The organism is Chryseobacterium sp. TQ-BC-N36, from assembly GCF_058382295.1.
Genome location: NZ_CM178175.1, coordinates 4,991,208 through 5,011,270 on the forward strand (window position 1 = coordinate 4,991,208; position 20,063 = coordinate 5,011,270).

Genomic DNA, 20,063 nt, shown 5'->3' on the forward strand with positions numbered 1-20,063 from the left:
TACCTTTGCAGACGAAAATTTAAAGAGTTTAAATATTAATCATACTCAATACGGAGTATAAAGAAGCAAATTTATGAGTATACCTCAAGCGTTTACAGAAACGATTACCCTTGCAGACGGCAGGGAGATCACTATCGAAACGGGAAAGCTGGCTAAGCAGGCTGACGGATCTGTAGTGGTGAAATGTGGCGGAACAATGCTTTTAGCAACTGTTGTAGCCAACAAAGAAGCCAATCCTGGTGTAGACTTTTTACCATTAACGGTAGATTACAGAGAAAAGTTTTATGCAGGTGGAAGAATTCCTGGAAATTTCTTCCGTAGAGAAGCAAAACCATCTGATGATGAAGTGCTTACCATGAGATTGGTAGACAGAGTATTGCGTCCTCTTTTCCCTGAAGATTTCCACGCGGAAGTACAGGTGATGATTTCACTGATTTCTTACGATAAAGAAGTAATGCCTGAAGCATTGGCAGGTTTGGCTGCTTCTGCAGCTATTGCAATTACAGATATCCCTTTCAATGGACCTATGTCTGAAGCAAGAGTAGTAAGAGTTGACGGAGAATTATCTGTTAACCCAAGCTATGAAAATTTATTAAAATCAGATATTGACATTATGGTTGGAGCTACTAAGGACTCCATCGTAATGGTAGAAGGAGAAATGAAGGAGATTTCTGAGCAGGAAATGCTTGAAGCGATCAACTTCGCTCATGCTGAGATCAAAAAACAGATCGAAGCTCAGGAAAGATTAGCTGAAAAAGTAGGAAAAGCTTTCCCTAAGAGAGAATACAGCCACGAAGAACACGATGAGGAAATTCGTGAAAAAGTATGGAAAGAGTGCTATGATAAAGTATATGAAGTAGCAAAAACGCCATCCAATAAAGAAGAAAGAGGAGAAAAATTCAAAGCGGTTCTTGAAGAGTTTTTAGCTCAGTATGCTGAAAACGAAGAAGAGTTGGCAAGAGTAACTCCTTTCGTTAAAGTATACTACCATGATGTAGAAAAAGAAGCGATGCGTCAGATGATCCTTGAAGACAATATCCGTCTTGATGGCCGTGATCCTCAGACGATCCGTCCGATCTGGTCAGAAATTGATTACCTTCCGGGAGCTCACGGTTCTGCAGTATTTACAAGAGGGGAAACTCAGTCTTTGACTGCTGTAACCCTGGGTTCTGTAAAAGATGCCAACATGATCGACAGCGTAATCACGCAGCACGACGAAAGATTCTTCCTGCATTATAACTTCCCTCCATTCTCAACAGGTGAAGCAAGACCTTTAAGAGGTACTTCAAGAAGAGAAGTAGGACACGGAAACTTAGCTCAGAGAGCTTTAACAGCAGTAATTCCGGCAGAAAATCCATACACAATCAGAATTGTTTCCGATATCCTGGAATCTAACGGTTCTTCTTCAATGGCAACTGTCTGTGCAGGTACATTGGCATTGATGGATGCAGGGGTTCAGATCACAAAACCTGTTTCAGGAATTGCAATGGGTCTGATCACTGATAAAAAGTCAGGTAAATTTACGGTACTTTCTGATATCTTGGGAGATGAGGATCACCTTGGAGATATGGACTTCAAAGTAACAGGTACTGCAGACGGTATCACAGCTTGTCAGATGGATATCAAAATCCAGGGACTTTCTATGGATATCATGGAAAAAGCTCTGATGCAGGCTAAAGACGGAAGATTACACATCCTGAACAAAATCACGGAAACAATTTCCCAGCCAAGAGCAGACGTGAAGCCTCACGCTCCGAAAATGGTGGTAATGGAGATTCCAAAAGATTTCATCGGTGCTGTAATCGGGCCTGGTGGAAAAATTATCCAACAGTTACAGAAAGATACAGATACTGTTATTGCAATTGAGGAAATCGGAGAAATCGGACGTATCGAGATTGCCGGAACAGACAGAGAAAAGATCAATGCAGCGATTGCTAAGATCAATGAAATTACTTTCGTACCGGTAGTAGGCGAAGTTTACAAAGGTAAAGTAGTAAAAGTAATGGACTTTGGTGCATTCGTAGCCATTGCTAAAGGAACGGAAGGACTTCTTCACATTTCTGAAATTGAATGGGCTCGTCTTGACAAAGTTCCATATGCAGAAGGTGATGAGGTAGAAGTGAAGTTCATGGGATATGATGACCGTAAGAAAATGAAGCTTTCCCGCAAAGTGCTTTTACCAAGACCTCCGAAGCCGGAAGGAAAACCAAGAAACGAAGGACAGGGCAGACCGGAAGGACAAAGAAGACCTGAAGGACAGAAGCCGCAGGGTGAGAGACCACAAAGCGAAAAGCCTGTGGAAAATCAGACTCCTTCTAACGAAGCATAATAAGATTCATTCTTAAACATAAAAAATCCCTCAAAACTGAGGGATTTTTGCTTTTATATGATAGCGAAATACAACATATCTATTTTGTTACAGTCCCTGAAAAATTCAGAAAAATTAGAATCCGTCAATTGGTTCCTTTGGATTAGCTTTTACTGATGTGGTTTTAGGGTCAGATGTAAAAGTGATATTGTCTGTGGTTTTGAATAATCTGTCAATATGTTTTCTGATAGAAGCATCAGGTGCAACTTTATAAAATTCACGGATGAGGTCCAATGAAGTGGGTTTCTTTGGATATTGGTTGTTATTGAGAAAATTTTTTAAAGCTGCATTCACATGGTCTTCACCAATCAGATTGCTCAACTGTACCATGGCAATCGCACCTTTAGAATAAGAGATGTGAGGAGCATTTCCTGTAGCTTTATAAACAGGAACATCTTCAGATAATCCTTTTTCGCTGTCGTAGATCTGTTGGTGTACTTTAATCCTGTCCATCATTTTTTCTTTACCGTGCATCTTTTTATAGAGCATCATTTCCGTATACATAGCAAGGGTTTCGGTAAGCATTACAGAACCTTTTCTGTCGTCAGGGTCAATCCGGCTGTTGCCCCACCAGAGGTGGGAAAGCTCATGTCCGGCCAGTTCATTGATGACATCCTGCTTCTTATCTGCCCCAATATTGGCATGAAAAACCATATCTTCCGGCATAAAGATCACAGAAGGGTAGGCGGTAGCAGCAAAGCCTCTGGTAAAAGAAGAAATCTCTGCAAAACTGATGGTTTTAAAAGGATAACGCTCAAAATTCTGCTGACAGTAATCTAAGGTAAGCTTAGCATTTTCAAGAAGGTGGCAGACGTTTTCAGAATGTTTTTGATGATAAAAGATATTAACCATTATACCTTTATAGTTTACACTTTTTACTTTATATTCTGCAGAAGAAACGGCAAATCTGAAAGGAATCTGATCTGCTTTATATTCGAAATAATTGCGCCCGGATTTTACCCATTTCCTGATCAGATCTCCGGTGCCTATAGCTGTTTGATTTCCTTCAGTTGAAACAATCATGTTGAGGTTGATAAAATCCCTTTTTATAATCTCAGGAGCTTCCGGTTCCTTCAGTCCGGTGAGTTTTCCCAGATTGAACTGTTCCCGCTGCTTTTCATCCTGAAGTTCATCATCCTTTTGGTACCCGACAGTAGGATAATACCTGCTGATCCTCATGAAAGATCCGTTTTCGATAACAGCATTGAAAGACTGGTGACCATTCACAGCAAACCATTGATATGACTGTACAAAATTAAGGGAAGCTGTTTTACCCGGCAGCAGAGGCTGTTTTAATGAAACTTCCGTAATGTTTTTATGAATCTCTGTTCTTTCATTTCCTGATGTCATTGCTGCTGATTCAAGTTGTAAATCATCATTAAAATTGATGAGGATCTTATTAATGGGTTGATTGGTTTGATTTTTAAGTATATATTTCCCGGTAATCTGATAAGCATTTTTCGAAGGATATAGCTTAATTTCTGTGGTAATATCAGTGATATCAGGCTGTGGGATATTTTCATATTTCCGGTAGTTCTTTTCATATTCTACAGAGCTTAAGATAATCTGCTGTTCATCTTTAGGAACATACCCTTTCATAAAGAATATTCCGGCAACGATCCCTGAAATCAGCAGGAAGATAGTGAAAACAAAAACAGGAACACGTACTTTTTTACTCTTTATGCTCCTGTTGAAAACCCATAAAACGCTGATAATTCCTGTTCCGAACAAAAGCCTTTGTGCAAAAGCTTTTTTATAAATTCCATACCCGTTAAAATCACTGTAAGTCCCTTTGAAATCTGAAAATATCCTGAAAAGAGGGTAGGAGATGACTTTCCCGGAAACAGGGCCCGACAATACGAAAACAGCAAGAATGGAGATTCCTAATACTATAAATTTATTGGGGGTCCTGTCATTAATCAGCAGGATCAATCCGGAAAATAAGATCAAAGGGAAAGTATTGAAAAGAACAACGCCGAGATAGGCATTCCAGTCGATATGAAAATACAGATAAGCCGCCTGGAAAACAATTCCCTGAACGATTAAAATTCCGGTAAAGAAGAACAGCAACAGGCTGATCGAAACAAAATGCCCTGTTAACCTGTTTTTTGAAAAGAAAGTACTGCTTTCAATCAGATAGAATCCGGAAGATGGGCTTCTCCAGAACATATCATTGAGAAAATAAACAGAAATCAGAAGCCCAAGCATATGAAAATTCTCTGAGATGGTTGTTGCCATCAGTCCGGAACTTGCATACTTCTGCGGAAGGCGGATCCCTTTTTCAATTTCAGCATACATTTCCATTCCGACGAAGAATAATAGCAGAATGGAAATTGCGGGAACAGCAATGCTTTTGAAAAGATAGGTAAGATCTGTTTTTACGAAAGAGAATACAGACCGGAATGAGCTCCGCCAGTTAAAGTTTGGTATAACAGCAGAATATTCCGATGTATGCATTTCAGAGAATGACTGAAGGGTTCCCCGTGTTTTTACTTTCCCTCCTGATGCATTGGAGAAAGAAAATAATGTAAGAGACAGAAATAAAAAACCAAATGAGAGCAGGAAAAATAAGATCCTGTTGAACAGAAGATAAGCTGTAAAAGGGACCATCTGAACATTTTTCTGACTGGCTGTCAGGTCACGGGCCTGCATGAAATAAGCGGATAGTCCAAACGGATCGATCAAAGCTGAAAACTGTTGTGTTTCCAATGACTGAGGTAGACTTCCTGCCATAAACGGAGAATTGGAAAACAGTAAAATGATCATATATAACACATATAGAAGCAGTCCTCCAACTACAACCAATAGCTTTTTCTTTACTGTAAATGAAATAAGGAACAGAAAGCTGCAGACAAAGAAACTGTTGATCAGCCCGAAAATCAATAACGGGTAGAAGTAATATAAAATATTAAAATGATCCTGCATTTCACTTCCTGTACGCATCAGCTGGCCCAGGAGAAAGCCTGTCATTAAGAAAGTGAAACTCAGTAAGGTCTGAAGAAAATAAGCGAAGAATTTCCCTTTCAGATAAGTGAATTTTGAAAAAGGAAACGAAAACAGAATGCTTTCAAACTTGGAATCCTGGTCTTTGAATAACAGCTGTAAGGCATAAACAGTAGCAAAAAAAATAACGGCAAGACTCAGCATTCCGGTCATAAATCCGATGGTGTAAGGTGAGTTCAGATAAATTCCTTCTCCTGCTGAAAGGTTGAACTGACTGCCACAAAAAATCCCCAGGCTTATTAAAAGTAAAGTCACAAGATAGGTGAGCCAGTGCTTGGAAGAGCGTCCGGCTTCGAATAAAAATATAGTGTTCATGATTAAGGTTTTTGAGTGAGGGTATGGAAATAAACGTGTTCCAGCAAAGGGGTTACCGGGCTGAAGTTTTTCGGAGGTTCTTCAGAAAATATGGTGATATGAAGCTCTCTTTCCAGCAACTGACTGCTGATGATTTCATAATTGGACCCATAAGTTTCCAGTTCGCTTTTGTGGATGGGTTTTGACCAGATTTTGTTTTCCAGTTCAGCGATCAATGTTCCCGGATTTCCTTTTCTGAGAATCTGTCCATGGTTCATTACCGCCATTTCTGAGCATAGGTTTCTGACGTCTTCAACCAGGTGGGTAGACAGTATAACGATCACCTCTTGGCTGATATCATTCAGCAATGTATTGAAACGGTTGCGTTCTTCGGGATCCAGACCTGCAGTAGGTTCATCTACAATGATAATCTTAGGATCACCTAACAGGGCCTGTGCCACACCGAAGCGCTGCTTCATTCCACCTGAAAAGGTATGGACCTCTTTTTTGGCAAAATCAGAAAGATTGACTTTTTCAAGCAGACTCAGAATCTGATTTTTTCGTTGATGTTTATCGCTAATACCTTTCAATACAGCTATATGTTCCAGCAGATCATAGGCCGAAACTTTGGGATACACCCCAAAATCCTGCGGAAGAAATCCCAGATTCTGTTTGATATAATCGGGGTTTTTAGCGATGTCTGTTTCATTGAAAAGTAGTGTTCCAGAGGTGGGTTTCTGAAGCCCGACAATGGTTTTCATCAGAGAAGATTTTCCGGCTCCGTTCGGACCAAGCAGCCCGAACATTCCGTTTTTGATATTTAGTGAAATGTCCTTAATGGCCTGGAAACCATTTTTATACGTGAGGCTAAGGTTGTTGATGGTTAATGTGTTCATAATGTTGTGTTTGGGGAATAGAAGGACAGGCGGCCTTTCGGCAGCTGATTGAGAAGTTAGAAGTTAGAAGTTAGAAGTTAGAAGTTAGTGACTGGGTCTGGAAGATGGAGTTTAGATGTTGCTGGTTGCTGGATGCTGCAAGTTAAAAGTTGGCTGCTGGAAGGTTCACCTACCATATTCAAACGCTCTCACTCTCAAACTCTCCCACACTAAAACCCTCAAGCCCTCTCACTTCTCAAACCCAACAACTATTCTTTAAATTCAAGAATATCTCCCGGCTGGCATTCCAGGATTTTACAGATCGCTTCAAGAGTATCAAAACGGACGCCTTTGGCCTTACCGGTTTTTAGGATAGAAAGGTTGACGGGTGTGATACCCAGTTTTTCTGCCAATTCTTTACTCTGCATTTTTCGCTTGGCAAGCATCACATCTAAGTTGACTATAATTGGCATGTTAAATAAATAGATCTTGTTCGTTTTGCAAATGTAGCCCTTGCTTAAAGATATTGGCAAGAAACAGACAGAAAATTCCAAGCATAAAGTGAATAAACACCAGTCCCCAGATGATACTTTCTACTTCCACAAAGAAACTCGCGATAATCACCAGCGGAAGCGGAATGAAAATATTATACAGGTAAAATCTCGTCAGCTGCCGTATATTATCCTGGGTAAAAAGCTTCTGCTGAAAAAATACTTTGAAAACCCTGGCGGCCAACCAGAAAAAGATTCCATATGTGATAAGTACAGACAGAAATGAAAAGATGATATACGGATAGCTGTTGTCAATATTCAGGAAAGGTTTTTCTGTCAACGGATAATTGATATGAAGGTATTTCCCGTCTCCATAAGGCGTAACAGAAAATTCTGTCATAAGGCAGATCAGAGAGTAGAGCACAATGATTAGATATCCCGCTGATACTACAGAGCAGATATAAAATAAAATCCTTGCAATAATTTTGGTCTGGTTCATGATATGAATAGTAATTGATATTGCAAATGTATAATTAATTATCGTAAAACAATAATTAATTTAAATAAAATTTATATTTTCAAATTAAAATCAATGACTAAAACGGAAGAAATAACGTGATCATCACTGTTTTTTATTAATTTTAAATAACAAAAATTAAAATCATGGCTTACAGTACTGAACTTGCGGACCGGGTACGTGAACGGCTTTCCCTGGAAAATAATATGGAGATTGAAGAAAAGAAAATGTTCAGCGGACTGTCTTTTCTGGTGAACGGGAAGATGTGTATCAACATCAGTCATGAAAATCTGATGTGCCGCTATGATCCGGAACTGGAAGATGAGGTTGCAGAGAAAAAGGGTTTTCTGCCGATGATTATGAAAGGAAAGCAGCTCAGAGGATATTGTTACGTAGAACCTTCAGGTTTCCAAAAGCCTGATGATTTTGAATATTGGGTCAGAATCTGTCTTGATTATAATCCGGTGGCAAAGGCGTCTAAGAAGTGAGTTTTCGGGTTTGAGAGTGAGAGGGGTTGAGGGTTTTAGTGTGGAGCGTTTGAGAGTTTGAGAGTGGGAGCATTGGCAATTCAACAGTCCCACCATTCATAACTTATCATTTATAATTCATCATTATTATTGTACAGTTTTTCTCTGATCTGAATTAATATTTTTGTTGTTTTTTCCAGATCCGGAGAGTCAGGCAGAGTGGAAGTGGAATAATGATTTTCTATAGATTGTATCAGGTTTTCTGCTTTTTGCATGACGTTTTCATACGGCTGATTACCTGCTTTGATATCTAGCAGTTCATCGCGGTTTTCTACACGGATATTCAGCGAACCGGTTTTAAAAATCTGTTCGCAGGATTGAAGCAAGCGGATGGTGTGCATCATATTCTTGCTGTCGTAATTCTGCCCGTGAGTCTGATTGACATTATAACGGTCTTCATTACGCTCAGCAACCCATTTCCAGTATTCCCTGTAATCTTTACAATACACAGAATAGGCATCCAGATTGCAATACAGATATGCAACCGGTTTTTCATCTTTAGGAACAGAGGATACAGAAACCTGATTGGCTTCTTCATTCTGTATAACTCCTTTATATCCCAATGTTCCCGATTCATCATAAAATAAAGCATACATTCCCTTGGTATGATCAATTTTTATCAATCCGCATTTTTCCTGTGAGAGACCACCATCATCCAGCCATTTTTTCAAGGGTACAGAACCTTGTCCTTCCAAAATAAAACAGAAGTCCAGGATCGATTTTCTTCCTTTATCAATCGGGTTTACAATCTTTTTATTGAGACCTTTTGCCTTTTTGATCTGCGAAACAGCGTAACCTGCAAAGGTATCTTTGCATAGTTTGGATAGAAAATCTTCTGTTTTCAATAAATCCATCAACGGATGCTTGTACAGAATACAATCTTTCGGACTCGCCAGAATTTCCAGAATATTAGGATTGTTTTTCTGAAGCAGTTCTATAAACCTCCCGATTTCATAATACGTGATATCATTCGTTTCATTGGAAATCTGCGGAATATAGTTCAGGCCAAAGAAATCTTCCTTCGGCAAATAATATACCCCACGGATATCCGTATCAGAATTCTCCGTTGCCAGCCCGAAAGCTCTACTTCCGGAAATGGCTTCGAAGAGGAGGAGGTTTTTGTTTTTTAGGTCTTGAATGGTCATTTTAAATCTTAAGATTCCTCAGCATTCTTTCGTAATATATAAAAATAATGTTCTTATCTGGTTCCTTTTCGTTTAAATTTTAAACCATATAAATATAAATCTGGAATATGGTATCTTTTGTCTTCATTGTTAGTTTTAGTTTTTGAATACGCTTTATATTCCTTTAAAACTCCAATATCAGATAATTTTACAATAATTTCGTTTGGATTTTCTTTGAGTTTTTCTAATGCATTTTCTAAATCTTTTTCATTCATTGGACTTCTACCATCAGGAACTGTGTTATACAAGTTATCAAATACATTTTCTAATTCAGGATATTCCTCTCTTAGTTCTTGAACTTGTGCGGGTGAAACATTTTCTTCTAATGCTTTTTCAATATTTTTAGATCTAATTAATCTATCTTTTGGATTATCTTTTTCTTGGGATTCTAAATTTGAACTTTCACTAAACAATTTGATTAAAGTTCTTGGATGTATTTTGTTATTTGTATCTTCTATATGAATTCTGATCCAGTTATATGGGTATGCTTTATTATTACCACCCATATTTTTCCCAAATATCTGATCTAAAATTAGAGTATGTTCTTCCAAACTGGTTAGATTTGGAATACTTCCCAAAATATCATCTTCATCGAATTTAGCTTTAAAATCAGTAAATAAAATAGAGTCTTTATTTTGTTCGTAGATTCTTTTCCAAACTACATTTAAAAGTTGATCATATTCCCATTCAATTTTCTGTGAATAATTCAGGATTTTTACTTTATCTGTAACATCTTTAACTTCTCTTGTAAATATATCATTTCTTAAGAAAATTTTTGATTTTAAGTTACTTAAACGGTTAATATTTTCGTAGTAGAAACTTACCAACGCACTAACCATTTTACCTCTAACATCATTTTCTACCGGCAATCCTGCATCTAAATGATCGTAAACAATAATGGAAAATTGATTTTTAATTTGCAAACGACTATTTACTTCGTATAATATTTGCATTAGTTTTTCTCCAATATTTTCTTCTTTTGCTATACTCTTTAGATTAATTACCGAAGAAACTCTTATATTTTCGATTATTTCATTATAGTCATCTTGTTTTAAAAAATCTTCATCTAAAATTCTAATTAATAAAATAATCCAATAATTTCTAAATTCTGTAAGTGTAAAATCTTTTAAAGATTCAAAATTAGTTTTATCAGGGAAGTTTGTATTATCCTTTTCAAAACCAATTATCCATTTTGTATTTTCGACTTCTTGGGAACTAATATTACAATATTTAGCTAAAGCCTCAGCATATTTTTGATGAGATAAAACTGAAAATAAAGCTGTTTTACCAACGCCCTTTTCCCCTAAAATTAAAAATTTGTCTTTTTCAAAAATATATTTGTAATCTTTTCTAGGATAAAATTTAAGTTTTAAATCTTTCTCACCAACAAATTCATTTTCGGAAGTTCCTGTTTGAATGTCGATAATTGAATTTAATAAATCCTTATTTGTAGCAGCCGAAATTTGGCTTTGTTCAACTTCTTCTTTTGAATTATTAACGATTAAATTTACAATTTCCTGATAAGGATTTCCAGAAAAGTCAATTAGACTTGATAGTTTTTTATTACTATTTAATAATAAGGCATTCTGGTTATAAGGAATATTAATTGGATAATGATCTGCTGTTTCATCATTTTGAGATGGAAAATTTTCTTTATCATAAAAATGATATATAAAAATTTCGTAACTTTTCTCAACAAAAAATCCAATTTCTTCTTCCCTTAGCTTATCATCTACTGGTACAGGAGAGTTTACTAAATAAAATTTAATTTCTTGTTCATTTAATTTTTTTAGCTCGGGTAAAATACTTTCCAATCCAAACATATTTTGTTGATTCCCATAAAATAAAAGGAAAATATTCTGAGCATATCGATTAAAAACTAATCCACCAACATCATTTATTCCTGTTCGCGTATCAATTAAAATATGATCCGGTTTCAATTTATTTTCCATTGCTTGGAGAAACACATCAGGTGCGTAATCATTTCCAAACCCAAATCGAATATTGGCTTTTGAAAGTTTGCTAATATAACTATTGGAACTTTCACTATTGGTCGCAATTGCAGGAATAATTAACAATTCTCCTCCATTACTTCCGACTAAAGCTTGTTCATTTATTCTAAAATAGTAATCATCTAGATTAATTTCATTTAAATTTCTTTTATGAAATTCATAATCAATTAAGAAATCGACAAACCCATTTACTGCCAATAATTCTTCAGCATTATCACTCCGATTAGCAAAAACTGAAGCCAGTCCTGGTGCTTCTAAATCGAAATCAACTATCATTACTTTTTTACCTTGTCTAGCTAATAATAAAGCAGATAGTACAGTTGCAGTAGTTCTACCGACTCCTCCTTTAAATGAATAAAATGAAGTGACGGGAGTCTTTAATTGAAATTTCTCATTAATATACCAATTGGTATTTTCAATATGTCGATCAGAAAAGTAAATATTATTAGTACCTTCTACAAGTTCACTCGTATTCTCTAAGTCATGTAAAATAAAAGAATCTTCCTCATAAGATATTTTTTCAATTGTATCTACAGAATTTTGAAATTCTTTAAAAATTTCTTCTTTAAAAGTTTCTATTTCGTTATTTGAAATGATATAAATTGCATATCTTGAATAAATGTTTCTTATTAAATAACATTTTTCAAAAAGATATTTTTTACTCTTTCTAAAATATTATTTTTTATGCTGTTAAAATTGTTCATTTGTTAATTTTTTTAGAGTAGTGTGTATCCATTGACTTTCATTTGTGTTAAAGTTTGCATTGCAATATAAATCTCATTTTGATAATCTTGAGCATTTTGCGGAGACCATTGATTCGATATATTTGAGTATCTTTTATTTGGATGCCATTTAGTCATTCCTTTTGAAATTTTTTCAAAGTCTATTTTTAAATCTTTAATATATGATGAACAACTCGAATGGGAAAAAATGTATTGAAACTCTTTGTTCATTAATTTTAAATCATGTCCAAATTCTTTTAATTCATCTGAATTAAAATTGTATGAGACTCCGATAATTATTTTAGCGTAACATTCAATTACATATCCTGCAAGGTAACAAGAATTATGATTGTCATGATTATCAAATAATATTTTTGAAGATTTTTGCATTCTCTTAGCTGTATCATAGTAGTTATCCATTTTTTTAGTTTTTACAAAGTTAGAATTCTTTTAATTTTTCGAAACATTATTTTTTATAAATTTCCAATTCTAAAATATCTCAATAACCCCTTCAAAAACTATGTGTAATTCTCACTAATTGCAAATTTCTATTCCATTAACACATAATCTACCTTTTTAATAACTGGGGTAGTCTGAGATACTTCTTTGATTATGGTTTTAAAAAACAATCAATTTTTAATGCAGCTTTTCACAATCACTTCTAAGACCTTTTCTGCATCACAGGCATACAACCCGGAACACCATGCAGGATTTGCTTCAATTAAAGCCCAACCTTTTCCTTTAATAATCCCGAAATCCAGAACGATTGCTTTTGGAAGCGTTTCAGCATATTGTGTAATAAACCTGCCGAAAAAGTCAAACAAATCTTTTTGTTCCGGTTCAGAAAGCGGGTTGGTGTCGAAAGCATCATTTCTCCAATAAGAAGAATAAGTTTTAATTTCATTATTCAAAACAAAACATCTAACCTCAAGTTCCCATTCCACTACTTCTGCAGTGAAAATCATACTTTCCATATCAAGTGTTTCAAAGCCTTTGATATTTGTAACTTTATCGAAAACTCCTGCTTTAAAGCTTTTAAAATCTGAACATTTGATGAAAATATTTTCTTCATATACGAAATCTTTCAGTTTTCCGTAAGAAATTTTTCTTTTTGTAAATTCTTCTGAAATTTTTGAGAGCCAATTATCATCGGGTTTTGTCAAAGTCAGATCGCATTGTTCTGCAACAATTTCTGCATAAATATCTTCACCGTACACTGCAATCACATCCTGACGAAATTCTTCAGGAACACTCCATTTTGCATTAAACCGACTCAATTCGTAGGATGAATTGAGCGATGCTTTTTTCAGATTATTGCTATCCTCCGTATACATAGGAGAAAGTGCGATTATATTTTTCATCAGTATTTTAATTTTTACGTAAAATAAGCTTTTATTCTTTTATTTTAATATCTCCCTAAAAACCCTTTCCATCTCCCCTTTATCTGCCTTTCCTCCAGATAAACCTTTTGATTTTTCCTCATTTTCAGCAACTGTTTTCTCCAGAAATTCAAAAAGTTCCCAATCGTTCGGATGGTAATAAGATTCTCCTTTGGTTGTTTTTAAGGCAACAAGTTTTTCTATTTTCCGTCTGGTTGCATCACCTGTCAAAACAAGCAGATCACTGAACAAGACAGGAGGAACCGTTCCTTTTTCTATGATCCATTTTCCTGTTAATGTGGTTCGTAAACAATAAAAATAACTTTTTAACTTGACTTCATCATGTCTGCAGGCTTCCAGATATTTCTTGCTCATACTCAGATAATGATAAGAAACCGCTACCGGAGAAAAGCAGACATCTGCCAAAGGCCTGAACAGTTCTACAAATTTTTCATCTGCTTTATACACGATGGGAGAGTAGAACCAGCTCAGTAAAGCCGCGTTCGATTTCAGCAAAAGATGAAATGTCTTTCGTAGATCCCATCCGGAGCCGTCCAGATCATCTTCTGTCATAAATTCTATCGTTTCATCTTTATCCCATGGAGAAAGGTACCAGTCTTTTTTATGCCGGTATATAAAACGGATATCATAATCACTGTCAGGAGATGCAAAACCCCAGGCTCTGCTCCCTGATTCTACGGCCAAAAGGACTTCTACACCTTTTGCAGCCTCAACTTCTTTTATTTTTTCAAGTATTTTGGGTGTCATTGCTTTTGATTTATAGTGCAAAGTAAAAGATGAAGTGCGCAATGTTCTTGCGTTGGTTTTTGTTGCGAGATCAGGAATTCGGGTTTGAGAGTAGGAGAGTAGGAGAGTAGGAGAGTAGGAGAGTGTTTGAGAGAGTTATAAGGTCGGAGAGTTTGAAATTGAGAGATATTTAACTTCCAGCCCCAGCTTCCGGCTTCTAGCTTATAAAAATTCCAGACAAACCATACAAAATCCTCTCTATTTCACTAATATTGCATTTTTCCATTTAACATAACTATAAACACTCATGTTATCATCAGAATTACAGCATAAAATTGATTTTAAAACAAAGCCGTTAGGGGCATTAGGACATTTGGAACATATTGCCCACAAAATAGGAATGGTTCAGAAGACGACTTCACCAAAGTTAATAAACCCTCATATGGTAGTTTTTGCTGCTGATCATGGGATTGCCACAGCAGGGGTAAGTGCCTATCCACAGGAGGTCACCTATCAGATGGTAATGAATTTCTTAGGAGGAGGTGCCGCCATCAATGTTTTTTGCAGGCAGCATGATATTGCAATCAAAATTGTAGATGCTGGAGTCAATTTCGATTTTCCGGTAGGATTGGATCTGGTGGATAAAAAGGTAAGGAAATCCAGCCGTAATATCCTGGAAGAACCGGCGATGACGCCCGAAGAATTTCAACAGGCCCTTAAAAATGGAAAATCTGTGGTGTCTGAGATCGCTAAAAGAGGCTGCAATATCATTGGTTTCGGTGAAATGGGAATCGGGAATACTTCCGCTTCTTCTTTGATGATGAGCAAACTCTTTGATATTCCGGTCACCCATTGTATCGGTCGCGGAACCGGATTGAATGATCATCAGCTGCAGAATAAGATCCACATCTTAATGGAAGCGGTTGAAAAATATCCATCCGAAATGACCGAAGATGAAATTGCCCAAACTTTTGGCGGATTGGAAATTGTACAGATGATCGGAGCCATAGAAGAAGCATATCACCATAATATGCTGGTCATGGTAGATGGGTTTATCGCTACGGTAGCGGTAGCCACCGTCTGGAAAAAGAATCCTGAAGTATTGAATAACTGTATCTTCTGCCATGTAAGCAATGAAAATGCCCATCCTCAGCTGCTGGGACTGATGAGGGAACAGGCTATTCTCAACCTGAATCTGCGTCTGGGAGAAGGAACGGGTTGTGCACTGGCCTATCCGATTATTCAAAGCGCTGTTAATTTCCTGAATGAAATGTCCAGCTTTGAAGATGCACATATTTCCAATAAATCATCTTAACTTCATACAATAAGAAAGGGGCAATGAAGCCCCTTTTTATCTTAAATCAAATACAGTTAATAAGTGTGCTCAACATCTTTACCTGTAAACATCATTCTTACAGGTTTATTTTGAATAGCATCCTCATTGAATTTATAGGTATTGAATATCTGCATTGTAGGAATATACCTGTATAAACCATCATCTACAAGATACAGCTTTCCGGTATTGGTGTTTCGTACCAGTTGTGTTCCTGAAGTGATGTCAGGACCTCTTTCCCCGGTGTAATCTTCTATATTTACCTTAAAAACCAAATAGGCTTTGCCCTGAACAGCAAACAGATTATTGATCACGGCAAAAGATTCAATACGTCTCAGCGTACTCTCAAATACGATGTAAAGGTTTCCTGTCGCATTATCCTGGAAAAACTGTCCGTCACGAACCCTATACGCTTTAGGTTCTGAATCTTTCAGGTAGAAAGCGACTCCTTCATATTCATAGCCGTCTTTTCCGTCTCCCAGCTCATTTTTGTCTCTGGTATAAAAGTGCGTCTTTTTATCACCATTGAAATATCTGTAAATAGGAAAACTTCCCGGCTCATCACCATTATAGCTGGTACCGAGATTTCTTTTCTCCCAGTTACTTTGTCCCACTAATTCATTAGGATTGGTCGTTAATACCAGATCATTGGTTCCTGTGTGAAACCATCTTGTAATGACAGGACCGGGCCCGTCTGCAGAACCTAATAATCTTTCCTGAAAGTAATAGTCCAGTCCTGGATAGGATTTAGGAAGTTCGGATGGTAATGGAGAGGTATTGTACAGGTGCTTTTTGGTCAGATTACTGTAGAAACCGTAAATAGGATTCGTTAAATAAAAAGATTTTGACCAGATTCCTGCGGGGGGAGGAGTTGGAGTGTCCGGAGTATCTCTGAAACCTCCTTTTGCTAGCTTGATATTACCGGATGCATTTAAAGCCTGTGCTTCATTTACATTTTCCAGCTCATCACCGGGAGCTGAACAGCTTACGACGGATATAAGACATAATCCAACGAAATACGCTTTTTTCATTTGTTCTTTTTTCATGGTTATTAATGGAGCAAAAGTAAAAAATATGCTTAATGTAAAAGGTAAATCTTAAGGTGATAAGATTCATGTTTCTAACTTTTTTAATCGATCTCTTTACCATTGTTAAAAGCTTTCCTAATTTTACGAAAACTGATAAATCCAGTTTTTATATTAAAAATAAAGATGAAAGTACTCAAGAATGAACTGATTTACTTTGCCACGGCACTGATGTTTTTCACGAGAATTCCGGTTCCGTTTGAGGTTCCGTATTCCAGTGAGATTATGAATAGATCTCAGAAGTATTTCGCATGGGTCGGGCTTTTGGTAGGGTTGATCAACGCAGCAGTGCTTTATCTTTCTACAGTGCTGTTTAACCTGGAAATAGGGATCGTGTTAATGATGATCGCTGGTGTTTTGCTGACAGGAGCGTTTCATGAGGATGGTTTTACAGATATGTGTGACAGCTTCGGAGGCGGATACGGAAAAGAAAAAATCCTGACCATTATGAAGGACAGCCGGGTAGGAGCGTATGGAACTATTGGGATTATCCTGCTTTTTGCTTTGAAGTTTTACAGTATTCAGGCTTTGGGGATGGCTGATCCGGTGGGGATTTTATGCATTGTTGTTTTAGGGCATACCGTGAGCCGGTTTATTTCGGGGACTATGATCTATACCCATCAATATGTTACGGATATTGATGTCAGTAAATCAAAACCTCTGGCCCATAAACCCTTGGATGGAATGGCTTTGCTCGTAGGATTTATTAGTGTTTTAATTGCTTTTGCCCTGTTTCCGGATTGGAGGTTGATCTTCGCTTTTGCGTTGGCTTATGCAGGTAAAATATACATGGGCTGGTATTTTAAAAAGCATATCGGAGGCTACACAGGAGATTGTCTGGGGTCGGTGCAGCAGGTTTGTGAAGTTTTATTTTATTTAGGAACAATCATCGTATGGAAATACATGTAATCCGTCATACTGCTGTAGACAATCCGGAAAACCGGTGTTATGGTTTTGCTGAAATGCCTTTACGTGAAGATTTCACTGAAGATTTTAAAATGTTGAACCTTGATGATAATTATGATGTAATTATTTCAAGTCCTTCTCAACGCTGCCGTCTTTTAGCTGATTTTTTTAAGCTTGATTATCAAACAGATGAAAGACTTCGCGAATTGAATTTCGGGAACTGGGAGCTGAAAAAATGGACAGATATTCCGGAAGAAGAAATCAATCCGTGGTACAGTGATTTTATCAGAGTAAAAACCTCCGGCGGTGAAAATCTTCTTGACATGCAGACCCGCATCCTCAGCTTCTGGAATGAGCTGACTGAGAAAAGAGATACCAATAAAGTCCTTATCATCACCCATGCAGGAGTCATTCGTCTGATCCTTCAGGCGGTGCTTCAGTTTCCTCTGGAGAATATGTTCAGTATTCAGATTGATTATGGAAAGAAAATGATCATTAATTTAAATGAAGGAATATTTTCAGTTAAAAAGATGAATGTATAGCAGTGACCAATATCCCAGCTGAAGACGTAAAAATTCCTCTCTCCCGGAGGAGTGGAGAAAATTCAAAGAATTTTTGACGGGGTGGTTTTCAGCGTTTACCGGCAGAATTTCACAAAAAACGCCACCCGATACCATCAGATGACGTCATGGAATTTATTTAAAAATTCTGATAAAACTATCTTTTTCCAGGCTTTCCAGTGAGAAATCAAAATCAGCTTCCGCTTTTTCTGTGGTGATCTCAGCGCCTAGCTCTTTTACAAGTTCATTGAAAGACATTGCTTCATACCATTGTTGGTATAATGCAGTTGTGGCCATCGTAGAAACCTGATTATTTCCTGAAACATGAGAATGACCTGCTCCGAAATTCAATAGTACAAAACATTGTTTTTCGTTCTTTGTCACCAGCATTCCCAAAATCATTTGCTTCTGGACAGAATTACATCTGGCTTCAGCAAACAGATTATTAGGATTCATCATATAGTCGTAGGAAATCTTGTCTCCTTTTCCGATGATGATTTTATATCCCGAATCCGCATTTCCGCTGAAAACGTTGTTCATCACAAGTGTTGGTGCACAGTGTCCTTTATTGGCGTAAAGATATTCAACCGCACCATTTGGAGCAGAAGTCATATCTCCGGAGTACATCAGCTGTCCGTCACCATGATTATAAGCGGCATTCCAGCCTATTTTTCCGGCGATATTCAGTCCTGAAAGGTCAAGGTCACGAGCTCCCCACTGATCTTCCCAATAAACCCCTACAGCCAGTCTTTCAGCATAAAAACGGGTTCCGGTAGGAATATTTCCAACAAACATTTTTTCTGAAGTTGGTAATGCAAATTCTACATTCTCAGGGAAATAAAATTTCTTTCCGGATAGGTTTTCGTACTTCAGTTTCAGATAATCCATGATAAAATCATAGTTGAACTGATTCGCATAAGTTTCCTTCCCTTTTTTAGTCCATGATTTTCCGTTTCTCACTCTGTAGACAAAGGTATCCTGCCCATATATTCTTGAATGGCATGCTGACAATGCTTTGAACAGTGCAAACGGTGTCGCATTTTCCAGCCAATGCCAGTCGCTGTTTTCCAGCAATGTATTGGTAGCATCATTCAACGGATTTGAGATCAGTGGTTTATGATGCACTTTAGACAGTTTTGATATTTTATTGATGGCTTTCGGAGCTCTGTTTTTATAAGCAAGGAATAATGGTTTAAATCGGTTAAAGATTTCTGCCATTTTTTCCAGTCCGAAGCTTTCAAACAAATAGGTTGGATTGAATTTACTCTGTTTGATCAGATTAATTAAGTCATCGTTTTTGATCAAAAGCGTCGTATTGGTTGTTTTATAAATAATATAACGGAAAAATTCAACCGGATTTTCAGGATAAATAGCATACAGATCGGCTATTTTTATAATGGCTTCCTTATTTCTGATATTTTCTTTTCCTGTAAAATCATATTCCAGTTCGTTATGCAGGATATCAAGCAAGTCATCTATGGTTTCTTCCTTTAAAGCCATTCCTGATCTTAAAAGAGAAAGACATTTTTCCTGCATTTCTTCCACAGTATACGCTTTGATGACTTTAAAAACCATCTTCATATCCGGGACATTCAGTATTTCAGCAGGAATATAAATTTCGTTCTGAAAATCACTTCCATAGGTTGAAACATAATGAGTGATCTGTTCAATTAATAAATCATATCTGGAGGTATTCTTTATTTTCTCCCATGATTTATGGAAGGTTTTGTTCAGGTCATTTCCGTTCAGTTTTTCCCTGGCATAGAAGGATATGATTTTATTTTTTGCCCAAACAGCATTAGGTTCAATGATAAAACCGTCATTGGAAATAAATGGTTTTGCACTCGATTCTTTAGCCAGTACCGCATTGAATAATTGTAGTGTTTTCATTGTTTTAAGTTTAAAAAATAAGTGAGGAGTAGATTCATTAAAAGTGAAGGGTATAGGAACTCCTTTTACCTATAGTTTATAAAAAGCGGGGAGTAATTTATCCAAAAATATAGGAACTCCCTGTGCCTTATAATGGGTTAAAAAGGCGGAAAGTAATTTTAATCTTATAG

16 protein-coding genes are annotated in these 20,063 nt (G+C 36.8%); 5 read left to right on the forward strand and 11 right to left on the reverse strand.

From position 1 onward, the window contains the following. The first annotated feature begins 73 nt into the window (after positions 1-73). Positions 74-2,329, forward strand: coding sequence for a polyribonucleotide nucleotidyltransferase (locus AC3FI7_RS22645; protein ID WP_142724508.1), 2,256 nt, complete (start codon positions 74-76; stop codon positions 2,327-2,329). A gap of 114 nt (positions 2,330-2,443) precedes the next feature. On the opposite strand, the gene AC3FI7_RS22650 is transcribed toward AC3FI7_RS22645, so the two are convergent. The 4 genes from AC3FI7_RS22650 to AC3FI7_RS22665 all read right to left on the reverse strand — a co-directional run bounded on the left by AC3FI7_RS22650 (position 2,444) and on the right by AC3FI7_RS22665 (position 7,530). Beyond that, positions 2,444-5,686 (reverse strand): ABC transporter permease/M1 family aminopeptidase, encoded by a 3,243-nt coding sequence (locus AC3FI7_RS22650; protein ID WP_491460971.1) that lies wholly within the window; start codon positions 5,684-5,686, stop codon positions 2,444-2,446. Positions 5,687-5,688: 2 nt separating this feature from the next. Then, complete coding sequence (locus AC3FI7_RS22655; protein WP_491460972.1) at positions 5,689-6,561, reverse strand: ABC transporter ATP-binding protein; 873 nt, start codon at positions 6,559-6,561, stop codon at positions 5,689-5,691. 248 nt (positions 6,562-6,809) lie between these two features. Further along, positions 6,810-7,013: a helix-turn-helix domain-containing protein gene (locus AC3FI7_RS22660; RefSeq protein WP_002980904.1), complete on the reverse strand. Its 204-nt coding sequence runs from the start codon at positions 7,011-7,013 to the stop codon at positions 6,810-6,812. A gap of 1 nt (position 7,014) precedes the next feature. Next, positions 7,015-7,530, reverse strand: a complete 516-nt coding sequence (locus tag AC3FI7_RS22665; protein ID WP_491460973.1) for a DUF2975 domain-containing protein — start codon at positions 7,528-7,530, stop codon at positions 7,015-7,017. Positions 7,531-7,694: 164 nt separating this feature from the next. Between AC3FI7_RS22665 and AC3FI7_RS22670 the strand changes: the two genes are divergently transcribed. Beyond that, positions 7,695-8,036, forward strand: coding sequence for a TfoX/Sxy family protein (locus AC3FI7_RS22670; protein WP_491460974.1), 342 nt, complete (start codon positions 7,695-7,697; stop codon positions 8,034-8,036). A gap of 110 nt (positions 8,037-8,146) precedes the next feature. On the opposite strand, the gene AC3FI7_RS22675 is transcribed toward AC3FI7_RS22670, so the two are convergent. The 5 genes from AC3FI7_RS22675 to AC3FI7_RS22695 all read right to left on the reverse strand — a co-directional run bounded on the left by AC3FI7_RS22675 (position 8,147) and on the right by AC3FI7_RS22695 (position 14,140). After that, positions 8,147-9,220: a nucleotidyltransferase domain-containing protein gene (locus tag AC3FI7_RS22675; RefSeq protein WP_491460975.1), complete on the reverse strand. Its 1,074-nt coding sequence runs from the start codon at positions 9,218-9,220 to the stop codon at positions 8,147-8,149. A gap of 53 nt (positions 9,221-9,273) precedes the next feature. Next, positions 9,274-11,901, reverse strand: a complete 2,628-nt coding sequence (locus tag AC3FI7_RS22680; protein ID WP_491462109.1) for a P-loop ATPase, Sll1717 family — start codon at positions 11,899-11,901, stop codon at positions 9,274-9,276. 86 nt (positions 11,902-11,987) lie between these two features. Beyond that, positions 11,988-12,413 carry a hypothetical protein gene (locus tag AC3FI7_RS22685; RefSeq protein WP_491460976.1) on the reverse strand — a complete coding sequence of 142 codons (426 nt, stop codon included), beginning with the start codon at positions 12,411-12,413 and terminating at the stop codon, positions 11,988-11,990. A 209-nt stretch (positions 12,414-12,622) separates the two neighbouring features. Beyond that, complete coding sequence (locus tag AC3FI7_RS22690) at positions 12,623-13,354, reverse strand: ATP-grasp domain-containing protein (protein ID WP_491460977.1); 732 nt, start codon at positions 13,352-13,354, stop codon at positions 12,623-12,625. A gap of 39 nt (positions 13,355-13,393) precedes the next feature. Further along, positions 13,394-14,140 carry a nucleotidyltransferase domain-containing protein gene (locus AC3FI7_RS22695; protein WP_491460978.1) on the reverse strand — a complete coding sequence of 249 codons (747 nt, stop codon included), beginning with the start codon at positions 14,138-14,140 and terminating at the stop codon, positions 13,394-13,396. Positions 14,141-14,426: 286 nt separating this feature from the next. Between AC3FI7_RS22695 and cobT the strand changes: the two genes are divergently transcribed. Next, positions 14,427-15,434 (forward strand): nicotinate-nucleotide--dimethylbenzimidazole phosphoribosyltransferase, encoded by a 1,008-nt coding sequence (cobT, locus tag AC3FI7_RS22700; RefSeq protein ID WP_343660860.1) that lies wholly within the window; start codon positions 14,427-14,429, stop codon positions 15,432-15,434. A 56-nt stretch (positions 15,435-15,490) separates the two neighbouring features. Here the strand turns inward: cobT and AC3FI7_RS22705 are convergent, their stop codons facing one another. Further along, complete coding sequence (locus tag AC3FI7_RS22705; RefSeq protein WP_491460979.1) at positions 15,491-16,498, reverse strand: hypothetical protein; 1,008 nt, start codon at positions 16,496-16,498, stop codon at positions 15,491-15,493. A gap of 165 nt (positions 16,499-16,663) precedes the next feature. Between AC3FI7_RS22705 and AC3FI7_RS22710 the strand changes: the two genes are divergently transcribed. Beyond that, complete coding sequence (locus tag AC3FI7_RS22710; RefSeq protein ID WP_491460980.1) at positions 16,664-17,446, forward strand: adenosylcobinamide-GDP ribazoletransferase; 783 nt, start codon at positions 16,664-16,666, stop codon at positions 17,444-17,446. Then, positions 17,431-17,985 (forward strand): histidine phosphatase family protein, encoded by a 555-nt coding sequence (locus AC3FI7_RS22715; protein ID WP_491460981.1) that lies wholly within the window; start codon positions 17,431-17,433, stop codon positions 17,983-17,985. The genes AC3FI7_RS22710 and AC3FI7_RS22715 overlap by 16 nt, the downstream gene beginning before the upstream one ends. 153 nt (positions 17,986-18,138) lie before the next feature. Here AC3FI7_RS22715 and AC3FI7_RS22720 read toward each other — a convergent pair whose 3' ends face one another. Further along, positions 18,139-19,893, reverse strand: a complete 1,755-nt coding sequence (locus tag AC3FI7_RS22720; RefSeq protein ID WP_491460982.1) for a hypothetical protein — start codon at positions 19,891-19,893, stop codon at positions 18,139-18,141. Positions 19,894-20,063: the final 170 nt, after the last annotated feature.